Genomic DNA, 10,995 nt, shown 5'->3' with positions numbered 1-10,995 from the left:
GACTTTACCTAAGCTTGTGAGCAGTAAAGCCAGTACAACAAGCTGAGTAGTAAATGATTTGGTTGACGCCACACCAATTTCGGGCCCGGCATGCGTCAGATAAGTCATATCAGCATCACGTGTCAGACTGCTCTCTGCTACATTACAAATACTTAAGGAAGTAATGCCATCTAAATCATGGACTTTTCTATAGTGATTAATCTGATGCAGTGCAGCCAGTGTATCAGCGGTTTCGCCTGATTGACTTATCATTACAAACAACGTGTTATTCAGAATCACCGGATTGCGATAACGGAACTCACTGGCCACTTCAACCTGACATGGCAAACCGATAATGTCTTCCATCCAATATTTAGTGACCATACCCGCGTGATAACTGGTACCACAAGCGATGATGTGAATTTGCTCAACCGTTTTAAAGATTTGCTCAGCTTTGGGGCCAAAACTCGATACCAAAACCTGATCCTGTGTGATACGCCCTTCTAACGTGTCAATCACGGCTTGGGGCTGTTCAAAGATCTCTTTGTGCATGTAATGGCGATGCTCACCCAGCTCAACCGACGTAATATTCAGGCTTGACTGTTTTACAGGGCGTTCAACTACTTCACCTGTTGCCGCACTATAAATTTCGACCTTGTCCCGGGTTAACTTGGCAACATCACCGTCTTCTAGAAAAATAAAATTCTGTGTAACGGGAAGCAACGCTGAGACGTCCGAAGCAATGAAGTGTTCACCAATGCCAATTCCTATGACCAAAGGACTTCCCTTTCTGGCAGCCACCAGCATATCTGGATGAGACTTATCCATTACGCCTAGAGCGTAGGCCCCATCAAAGACTTTCAGAGAACGCAAAACCGCCTGTAAAAGATCATTATCCTGTTGCAGTTCTGCGTGAATTTCATGAGCAACGACTTCAGTATCGGTTTCAGAAGTAAAGCGATAGCCTTGAGCAAGTTGTTTTTGTTTTAATGATTGATAATTCTCAATAATACCATTATGTACGACCGCCACTTGATTGTTACAAATGTGTGGATGAGCATTATTTTCAGAAGGTATTCCGTGTGTCGCCCAACGTGTGTGAGCAATACCGATTCGACCAGTAAACGGGGCATTTAATTGATCAACTTTATCCTGAAGTTGTTGTATTTTTCCCAAAGATCGAACACGATGTAGTTCGTTGATATCATCAAGCAGCGCCATTCCAGACGAATCATAACCGCGATATTCCAGTCTTCGTAACCCTTCCATCAAGATGGGGCTAACATTCCTTTCAGCGATTCCGCCGACTATTCCACACACTAAATTAAATCCTCTTGAAATACAGCACCAGTATAGTTTAAGTGAGACTCTGGCGATATAAAGAATGCACTTCTAGACATCGTTCCCCAGCCAATCACTTAACTCACATTGAGGAATAAATCCATCAATCGTGTCTAGCAATATAGCTCGTGCTTTTTGACAGTCATCATATTTGTTAGCGAGTTCCAGTTCTCGAATGATTGTGACCAAAGCTGGCCACTCAATCACACACTCTTCTGCCCGCATTATTTTCTCATGTTCGGTCGCCGATACATTATCACCGATGAGCAGTTCTTCATAAAGCTTTTCACCGGGTCTGAGACCAGTATAGGCAATTTCAATATCACCATTTGGGTTCTCTTTATCACGTATCGTGAACCCACTTAAATGGATCATGCGTCTTGCTAAATCAACAATCTTGACCGGTTCGCCCATATCGAGCACAAAGACATCACCACCTTTGCCCATGGCGCCAGCCTGGATAACTAAGGCTGCAGCTTCAGGAATTGTCATAAAATAGCGGATGATCTCAGGGTCAGTCACCGTTACCGGTCCACCTTTGGCAATCTGGTCTCTGAATAATGGCACCACAGATCCCGATGAGCCCAAGACATTACCAAACCTGACCATGGTAAAGCGCGTTTTGTTATACAACGTTTTTGATTCGGCAAAAGCCTGAAGCACTAACTCTGCAAAGCGCTTTGTTGCTCCCATGGTATTGGTTGGACGAACAGCCTTATCGGTTGAGATAAGTACAAAAGTTTCCACCTCGGCATCAATCGCAGCCTGCGCGCAATGCAGTGTGCCAAACACATTATTACGGATACCTTCATTGGTATTTCTCTCAACAATTGGCACATGTTTATAGGCCGCTGCATGATAAATAGTATTCACGCCAAAACGCCGACATACCATCTCGACACGCTGCTGATTAAGCACTGTTCCCAGCATAGAGTAAACAGGAATATCTAAAGCTAATGACGCCAGTTCACGCTCAATTTGATAAAGATTAATTTCGCTCGCTTCATAAAGAACCAGACAGGATGGCGATAAATGGATAACTTGCCGACAAAGCTCTGAACCAATAGAACCACCAGCACCGGTCACCATCACCGCTTTATCCGTGATATTTTTGCTTAACAAATTATTAATCGGTGCTACAGGTTCACGACCTAATAAATCAGCGATATCCACTTCCTGAATATCAGAAACTTCCAGGCGTCCTTCTGCAATATCCATCAAATCAGGTAATGTTCTGACGTGGACAGGATAATGCTCCAGCAGTTTTAATATCTCACTTCTGCGACGACGACCCGCCGATGGCATTGCCAGTAAAATGTCTCTGACCTTAAAACGTTCAATCAGCCTGGCAAGCTGGTCAACACCATAAACCGTCATGCCATTAATTTGTTGTCGCCACAATGTTGCGTTGTCGTCAATAAACGCCACGGGACGCATCTGATTACTCAATTTCATCAATGCTGCGGCTTGTGCGCCAGCTCGTCCAGCGCCATAAATTAAGACAGGTGGAATATAACGAACGGCATTGAGCTCTTTCCAGAGATGATGATCGCTTTTCACTATCAACCATCTCGCCATCATGCGACTCCCCCCTACAAACAACATCAAGATGATTGCTTGAATGGCATAAACCGTTCTGGGCACTAACCCGGCCAAGTCATCAGCGGTCAACACGATGACAGAAAAAATCAAGGTAAACAGCAATACAGCCTTGGCAATTGTCCAGATAGCATCCATGCCGATATAACGAATAATCGCCCGATATAAACCTGACTTTATAAAAATGGGGATAGCGAGAACGGGGGCAAGAACAAAGATCCACAACTGCTGGTTCGGCGGAATATAAAACTCACCTAAGCGTAAAGAAAAAGCTAACCATAATGAGAATGGGATGGCTAAAAAATCCAGTATGACACTGATCGTTCTTTTTATTGGCCGAGGTCTGTTCAAAAACCATAGGCCCATTTTTTTTACAATTGATGGGTATGTCAACGTAATACACTCAGTAAGTTTTGGCTAATACACTTCAAGAAGACAGAAGATTATCACTCTTCTCCGCTCATTACCCACTCCAGTGTGGTTTGCCAGTCTGGCAAAGCAAGGTCAAAATGTTGTTTTAACTTTGTATTATCGAGTAAAGAATTAGCTGGACGATTTGCCGGCGTTGGATAATCACGCGTGGAGATAGGATGAAGCTTCGGCACTGAGTGTCCTTGTGCAGCCATTAAATTAAATATTTGCTGGGCAAAACCAAACCAACTGGCTCGGCCGGCACCAGATAGATGGTATACACCGCTATGGTTCTGCCAGAAGTCTGTTTGTTGGTGACTTTGCGAAATGACTTGCGCCGTTACGTCAGCGATGTGACGAGCCCATGTTGGTGTACCTATCTGGTCGTGAACAATGGATAACTGCACTTTATCAATCGCTAACCTTTTCATCGTATTGAGAAAGTTAGCCCCTCTTGCACCATAGACCCAACTGGTTCTAAAGATCATATATTTATCTGTGGCATTACTAATAGCCAATTCACCTGCCAATTTTGTTCTGCCATACACATTGAGCGGCTGAGTTTCCGCGTCTTCGGTCCAGGCTTTATCACCACTGCCACTAAATACATAATCGGTTGAGTAATGAATAAGCGGGATATCACGATTTTTGGCGACTTCAGCTAATATCTGTGGGGCAAGAGCATTGACCTTATATGCCAGCTCTTGTTCAGTCTCAGCTTTATCAACAGCTGTATAGGCTGCCGCATTGACAATTAAATCAGGTGCCAATTGTTCTACTTTTTCAGCTAACTCATCTGTCTTGCTTAGATCAAGTGTTTTACTGTCTGTGGTAACAACATCACCAAGACACGACAGGCTTCTTATTAACTCATGCCCTACCTGACCATGCTTTCCAGTTATTAAAATACGCATTAATCGTAGAATTCCGCTTCGTTAAAATGTGCTCCCTGCTGATCTTTCGCAGATAGAGAAGGCGATTTATCTAATAGAGGCCAGTCGATATCCAAGGCGGGATCATTCCATAACAAACAGCGTTCATGTTCCGGCGCATAATAATCTGTGGTTTTATATAAAAAATCGGCAGATTCACTTAATACAAAAAAGCCATGGGCAAAGCCTGGCGGCACCCACAACATATCATGATTTTCTGCTTTGAGATGAACCCCTACCCATTGACCAAACGTCGATGATGACTGTCTCAAATCCACAGCCACATCATACACTTCGCCTGAAATCACTCGTACTAATTTACCTTGCGCATGTTGGATTTGATAATGCAGACCACGTAAAACATTTTGTGAAGATCTTGAGTGATTGTCTTGGACAAATTCGGTGTCCACGCCAGTGAGTGCTTCAAATTGTTTTTTATTGAAGCTTTCCATAAAAAACCCTCGTTCATCGCCAAAGACTCTGGGTTTAAGAATTTTCACATCCGGCAGTGTCGTTTCAATAACTTGCATTTAATAAATCTTTTCGTGAATTAAGTTCATCAGATAATCGCCATAGCCACTTTTTACTAATGGTTTAGCTAATGCTAGAAGCTGATCCGCATCAATGTAACCTTGTCGATAAGCAATTTCTTCAGGACACATCACTTTCAACCCCTGACGTTTTTCTATGGTTTGAATAAATTGTGATGCTTCAAGTAACGAATCATGTGTGCCTGTGTCCAGCCAAGCCATGCCTCGGCCCATGACTTCCACGTGCAGCTCGCCCTTATCTAGATAGTGTTGGTTCACATCCGTTATCTCATACTCCCCGCGTGCTGAAGGTTTGAGACTTTCTGCAATATCAACAACCTGGTTATCGTAAAAATACAGCCCGGTGATAGCATAGCGAGATTTAGGTTTAGCCGGTTTTTCTTCGATACTTAATGCCTTTCCTGCATCATCAAACTCGACCACACCATAACGTTCTGGATCAAACACCGGATAGGCAAACACTGTTGCCCCTTTTTGTCTGTCATCCGCTTCCGACATTAAATCCGCTAAATCGTGGCCATAATAAACGTTATCGCCCAGCACTAAAGCCGTACTACTATCACCAATAAAGGATTTTGTTAGGGTAAATGCTTGGGCAATCCCTTCTGGTTTTTCCTGTACCACATAACTTAATTCCAGTCCCCACTGACTTCCATCCCCTAATAGTTGCTGGAGTCGTGGTGTATCTTGGGGGGTTGAAATAATGCAGATTTCCCTCATGCCGGCCAGCATCAGTGTCGATAATGGATAATAAATCATCGGTTTATCATACACAGGCAGTAACTGTTTACTAATGGACTGTGTGACGGGATGAAGTCGTGTACCACTGCCACCGGCAAGAATAATCCCTTTTCGTTGACTCATGATGCCTGTTCTCCCAACCCTAAGCGCTCTTGTTGATAACTACCATCCATGACACGCTCATTCCACTCACGGTTGTCGATATACCATTCCACTGTTTTACGTAGGCCAGTAGTAAATGTTTCTTTTGGCGTCCATCCTAATTCACGATTGATTTTAGTAGCATCAATCGCATAACGTTGATCATGACCAGGGCGATCCGTGACAAAAGTAATCAAATCTCGATGAGGACAATGTTCAGATTCGGGTAATAATTCATCCAGAATGTCACAAACACGATGCACAACATCAAGATTGGTATGTTCGTTAAAGCCGCCAATATTATAGCTTTCGCCCAGCTTCCCTTGTTCCAAAACAAGCTGTAAGGCATCCGCGTGATCATCCACATACAACCAATCACGGATATTATCGCCTTTGCCATAGACTGGTAAGGGTTTGCCCACCAATGCATTATTGATAATCAGTGGAATCAATTTTTCAGGAAACTGATAGGGACCGTAATTATTAGAGCAGTTGGTCATGACAACGGGTAGACCATAGGTGTGATGCCAGGCACGAACCAAGTGATCACTCCCTGCTTTGGTCGCTGAATAGGGTGAATTTGGTTGATAAGGTGTTGTCTCTTCAAACAAGCCTGTTTCACCTAAGGTGCCATATACCTCATCGGTGGAGATATGATGGAAACGAAATTGTGCCGCAGCATCTTTATCAAGCGTTTTCCAGTACTGTCTGGCAGCTTCTAATAAGACGTAGGTACCCACTAAATTGGTTTGCACGAAATCCGCAGGCCCGTCTATTGAGCGATCAACATGTGATTCTGCCGCTAGATGCATGATTGCAGTAGGCTGATACTCCTTGAACAAAGCATTCATTTTTTCCGCATCACAGATATCGGCTTGTTCAAAATGATAACGCGGATTGTCAGCAACAGGTAGAAGTGACTCCAGATTACCTGCGTAGGTCAGTTTATCAATATTGATAATGTGATAATCACTAACTTCGATAAGACGACGAATCAAGGCTGAACCAATAAATCCAGCCCCCCCGGTAACAAAAAGTGTTTTCCTTGACACAGATAGCTCTTCTATATTGAGTGAATTGAATATTTGCCAGCTAAAAGTAGCATTAGTGAGAACTGGAAGCAACGCAGAAGCTGTGTTTTTTACGAATGTCGACACATCATTTCAATGAATGCAAAGCTACGTAAAAGCTATCTACATTAAGAACGATATTTTGTTAGTCACTATTTATTACAGTAAGAACTTGTTTAGGCCAGTTTAATATTGAAGTGAATGAGAAGTAATACTCTCGATTGTTGGGGTACCAGCCAAGCTCATCGTCACTTCCAACTCTTCGCGTAGAATCCTCAATAAATGGGCAACGCCTAGTGCCCCCGCTACTGCCAAAGCGTAAAATTGCGGCCGCCCGAGACAAACTAAATCAGCTCCCAAAGCCAGCGCTTTAAAAGTATCCGTACCACGTTCTACAGCGCCATCATAAAGAACCACAAAATCAGTACCCACCGCTTCTCTTATGACAGGCAACATCTCAATGGATGATGGCACGCAATCCAGCGTGCGACCACCATGGTTTGACACCACTACGCCAGCTAGTCCCAACTCTCGGGCTTGCACGGCATCGATGGGTGACAGAATGCCTTTCAGGATAATGGGAAGCGTCGTCTGTTTTTGCAGCCAACGAATATCCTCCCAAACTGGTGCTTCACTCATCATGCCCTGAAAAACAACACTCTGACTGGGTTCAAAGCTTTGTCTTGGCAGAGGAGGCCGATCTTTAAGATTCACTGCCTCCACACCTTCAGGCAAGACAAAGCCAGCACGCTGAGCACGATTACGGATGCCATGCAGAGAAGCATCGACAGTGACAACTAAAGCACTATAACCAGCCTGCTCTGCACGTCTGACCAAACTCAGCGTAAACTCTTTATCTTGCTGAAAATAGAGCTGAAACCATTTCGTTTGGGATGTACTTGCAGCAATATCTTCGAGAGAACGTGTCGCTAGTGTACTGACTATCATGCCTGTCTCTAAGTGATTGGCAGCTTCTGCTGTCGCTAACTCAGCTTGTGGATGAGCAAGCTGTTGAAATGCGACAGGGGCTAACATCAAAGGGTGACGAAAAGGCTGTCCAAGCACGGTGGTATGTGTTCCCCCTTTTGTACAATCCTTTAACACGGAAGGTAGAATGAAATACTCATCTAATTTCTGGCGATTACGTCTCAAGGTGATTTCATCAGCTCCGCCACCGACAACGTATTCATACACAGCATGACTTAAATGTTGTTTCGCATAGCGAGCATAGTCAGCAGCACACACTAAGTCCTGTGGTATCGAGTTTAGCGGCGTCTTTAATGATTTTTCCATACTTACGTCTCAGCCCATTGTCTTAACAGGTTTTGATAGATGTTGGTTAAACGCATAATATCCTGATGTTGGTGCTCATGTTGTGTCGTTAATGATTGGATACTCTGATCCAGATCAAACAAGATCTGACGTTGCTCATTGTCACGAACCATACTTTGCATCCACATAACGCAAGCAAGGCGTTCGCCATCAATGACAGGCTTAACTTGATGCAGACTACTTGAAGGATACAGAATGAGATCCCCTGCATTAAGTTTTATGTTCTGCTCACCAAATTGCTCCTGAATAACCAGTTCCCCCCCTTTATAATCGTCAGGTTCACTCAGAAATAAGGTAGCAGAAAGATCGCTACGTACACGCGTTGGTGTGCCTGGTACAAAACGGATGGCATTATCGACATGGTTACCATAGGTTTGTTTACCTTGGTATCGATTAAACATCGGAGGAAAGATTTTAAGTGGCAAGGCAGCCGACATAAATAGAGGTTGTTGAGCTAGTGCATCCAACACAATATCGCCGAGGTGATGTGCGAGTGTTGAGCTTTCATCCAACTGCTGATTCTGTTTAACAGCGCTGGCTTGCGCTCCAGCAGTTATCTTACCATCAAGCCATTCTCCTTTTGCTAAGTGTTCATTGAGTTTACTGAGATCAGTTTTTGAGAACACCTCAGGTATAACCATTAGCATGTCATTAGCTCCAAAAAAAACGGGCCCGAAGGCCCGTTATCATAACCTGATCAGAACTTATAGGTCAGATTGACATTGGCGCTTCTTGCATCACCTTTATAGACGATGCTGCCACCTCGATATAACGCAGTATAGTAATCCTTATCAAACAAATTAAGAATATTGGCACGGACTGTCATGTTGTCGTTGATTTCATAAGAAGCAAAGGCATCATAAACAATATATCCAGGAATACTGATATCAGTATTAGCGGCCGCATCTGGCTGTCCGCCAAACATGCCACTGGAATAGGTCACCACCCCACCAAAGGCGAATTTTTGCGTGGCCTGATATTTTAATTGACCATTAAAGCTACGTTTCGCGAAGTTAGCTTTTGGTTTACCTTCATCAGCAGGATCAAAGGCTTTCAGTGTTTCTGAATGCATCAAAGCAAGCCCCATTTGACCACTCAACCTATCTGTGATGTTACCCGATAGACCAAGTTCGATACCACGAACACGGTTTTCACCCGTGTTAAGACTACCACCACCTGAATATGAGTCATTCCCACCTTCAATAACGTCATCTTTAGTGATTTGAAACACCGCAGCTGTTAACAACAAGTTGTTCTCAAGCAGGTTCCATTTGGTACCAATTTCTAAATTGGTAGACTGCTCAGGATCCGCACTCTTGTAGTTGCCATCAGAGTCTGAACACAAACCACCATAACCACAACTGCCACCAGCATCAGCTTCACCACCATTGATATTGGAAGAAGTGCTCCAGCTGGCATAGATATTACCGTTTTTCCAGGGCGAGAATACAACGCCGGTGTGACCATTCCAGAAACCATCGCTGTAGCTACGATCCATTTCAGCTTGAGGTCCTCCGCGACCATTCCTAGCAGCTGTCCACAGATCATAATCGAAATAATCGTAACGAATCCCAGCGAAGACTTCCCAATCTTCATTCAGGGTGATTGTATCCATCAAATAAGCAGAGACTGTCTTCAGCTCTAACTGAGTCGATGCATCGTTTCTACTAGCCGTACCCGACCAAGCATTATTGTTGGGATTGTATGGGTCAACCGCTACGCTCGATGGGTTAACATCATAATTCCCGGCATCCATTTCTTCTTTAGCAAATTCAATACCTGTAACTATCGTATGGCGCTTGCCCCAAAGGTTCTGATCGATAATTAAGTTTGTCTGGTTGCCAAGGTAATCATTTTCCTGCCAACCGGTGAATGACCGCGTACCTGCTGAGCGAGCACTGTAAGCAGTCACGATATACTCGTTTTCAGTTTTACCAATACGCGATTTATTTTCTAATCGCATGCCCTCTGTTAACTCAACATCAAGACCAAATGTAAAAATATCTGCCTTGGAATGTTGGAAGTCTAGTCCGTCCTGGCCAACATAATCATACTTAAGTATTTTGTTGGTATCTCGATCCAGAGCAACACCCGGATCCGTTCGATCATCGGCACGAAAGTGATAATAATCTGCTGTCAGGCTAAGTTCATCGGTCGGCTGATAAACTGCAGACAACAAAGCACCTTGGCGTCGTTTTTCTGCTGGATCTCGATCAGGGACATCTGCCTCACTGTATAAAGCATTAAAGCGAACAGCGAAGTCATCGCTTAGCACTTTATTCGTATCCAGGGTATAGCGCTGATATTCATCCGTACCCAGTCCACCCGATAGCGTTGTAAAGTCATCATCCAGGCTCGCCTTTTTAGTCACGCTATTTACGGCACCACCCGTAGACCCACGCCCTGCAAAAGTTGAACTAGGACCTTTTGTAATTTCAACTTGCTCAAGCGCAAAAGTTTCACGGGTGATAAGGCCTGGGTCACGCAAACCGTCGGTGAATACATCATTACGTGCTTCGTAGCCTCGAATAATATAACGGTCACCGAAAGAATTACCGCCCTCACCCGTACCCAATGTAATGCCAGGCTGTGCGCTCAGAATATCTTTTAATTCTGTCTTACCTGAGTCGATAATCGACTCTTTTGTCAAAACAGTCATGGTTTGTGGCGTTTCGGCAATGTCGCGCGTACGCTTGTTATCAGATAAACGGTTGGCTTTATAAGGCGCATCAGGCTCTGCGTAAGGATTACTTTCTGCAGTAGATTTGTCTCCCTCGATAACAACAGTATCGAGATCGACTTCTTCAGCAAAGGCTGGTGTTGTCATTGCTGATGATAGTGCCATAGCCAATGTCGACATCACCCATTTTTGACTATTGGCTCGACTAGTAAAGCCAC

General features: G+C 44.0%; 9 protein-coding genes. All 9 read right to left on the bottom strand.

The window, feature by feature from the left end:
- Nucleotides 1–1,299, bottom strand: a 1,299-nt coding sequence (gene glmS, locus B4K20_RS01245) for a glutamine--fructose-6-phosphate transaminase (isomerizing) (protein WP_289281596.1), incomplete at its 3' end; no start/stop codon positions are given.
- Nucleotides 1,300–1,371: 72 nt separating this feature from the next.
- Nucleotides 1,372–3,270: a nucleoside-diphosphate sugar epimerase/dehydratase gene (locus B4K20_RS01240; protein ID WP_289281595.1), complete on the bottom strand. Its 1,899-nt coding sequence runs from the start codon at nucleotides 3,268–3,270 to the stop codon at nucleotides 1,372–1,374.
- A gap of 95 nt (nucleotides 3,271–3,365) precedes the next feature.
- Nucleotides 3,366–4,244 (bottom strand): dTDP-4-dehydrorhamnose reductase, encoded by an 879-nt coding sequence (gene rfbD, locus B4K20_RS01235; RefSeq protein WP_289281594.1) that lies wholly within the window; start codon nucleotides 4,242–4,244, stop codon nucleotides 3,366–3,368.
- Nucleotides 4,244–4,792 (bottom strand): dTDP-4-dehydrorhamnose 3,5-epimerase, encoded by a 549-nt coding sequence (rfbC, locus tag B4K20_RS01230; RefSeq protein ID WP_289281593.1) that lies wholly within the window; start codon nucleotides 4,790–4,792, stop codon nucleotides 4,244–4,246. The genes rfbD and rfbC overlap by 1 nt, the downstream gene beginning before the upstream one ends.
- Nucleotides 4,793–5,677, bottom strand: coding sequence for a glucose-1-phosphate thymidylyltransferase RfbA (rfbA, locus tag B4K20_RS01225; protein ID WP_289281592.1), 885 nt, complete (start codon nucleotides 5,675–5,677; stop codon nucleotides 4,793–4,795).
- The gene (rfbB, locus tag B4K20_RS01220; protein ID WP_289281591.1) at nucleotides 5,674–6,747 is read right to left on the bottom strand and encodes a dTDP-glucose 4,6-dehydratase; all 1,074 of its coding nucleotides are present in this window, start codon (nucleotides 6,745–6,747) and stop codon (nucleotides 5,674–5,676) included. Before rfbB ends, rfbA begins: the two co-directional genes overlap by 4 nt.
- Nucleotides 6,748–6,951: 204 nt before the next feature.
- On the bottom strand, nucleotides 6,952–8,058 hold the full coding sequence (locus B4K20_RS01215; RefSeq protein WP_289281590.1) for an alpha-hydroxy acid oxidase: 1,107 nt from the start codon (nucleotides 8,056–8,058) through the stop codon (nucleotides 6,952–6,954).
- 2 nt (nucleotides 8,059–8,060) lie between these two features.
- On the bottom strand, nucleotides 8,061–8,744 hold the full coding sequence (locus tag B4K20_RS01210; protein WP_284722093.1) for a Fe2+-dependent dioxygenase: 684 nt from the start codon (nucleotides 8,742–8,744) through the stop codon (nucleotides 8,061–8,063).
- 50 nt (nucleotides 8,745–8,794) lie between these two features.
- Nucleotides 8,795–10,995: TonB-dependent receptor (locus B4K20_RS01205; RefSeq protein WP_289281589.1), on the bottom strand; the 2,201-nt coding region annotated here is incomplete at its 5' end.

It is taken from the genome of Methylophaga sp. UBA5088 (assembly GCF_002414625.1).
GTDB lineage: Bacteria > Pseudomonadota > Gammaproteobacteria > Nitrosococcales > Methylophagaceae > Methylophaga > Methylophaga marina.
The sequence above is the reverse complement of the archived record's forward strand: the minus strand, read 5'-3'. Positions and strand labels throughout refer to the sequence as shown.

Excerpts from the sequence above, each read along its gene's own strand:
- rfbD (WP_289281594.1), bottom strand. The coding sequence starts at position 4,244 with ATGCGTATTTTAATAACTGGAAAGCATGGTCAGGTAGGGCATGAGTTA.
- rfbC (WP_289281593.1), bottom strand. The coding sequence starts at position 4,792 with ATGCAAGTTATTGAAACGACACTGCCGGATGTGAAAATTCTTAAACCC.
- rfbA (WP_289281592.1), bottom strand. The coding sequence starts at position 5,677 with ATGAGTCAACGAAAAGGGATTATTCTTGCCGGTGGCAGTGGTACACGA.
- B4K20_RS01215 (WP_289281590.1), bottom strand. The coding sequence starts at position 8,058 with ATGGAAAAATCATTAAAGACGCCGCTAAACTCGATACCACAGGACTTA.
- B4K20_RS01210 (WP_284722093.1), bottom strand. The coding sequence starts at position 8,744 with ATGCTAATGGTTATACCTGAGGTGTTCTCAAAAACTGATCTCAGTAAA.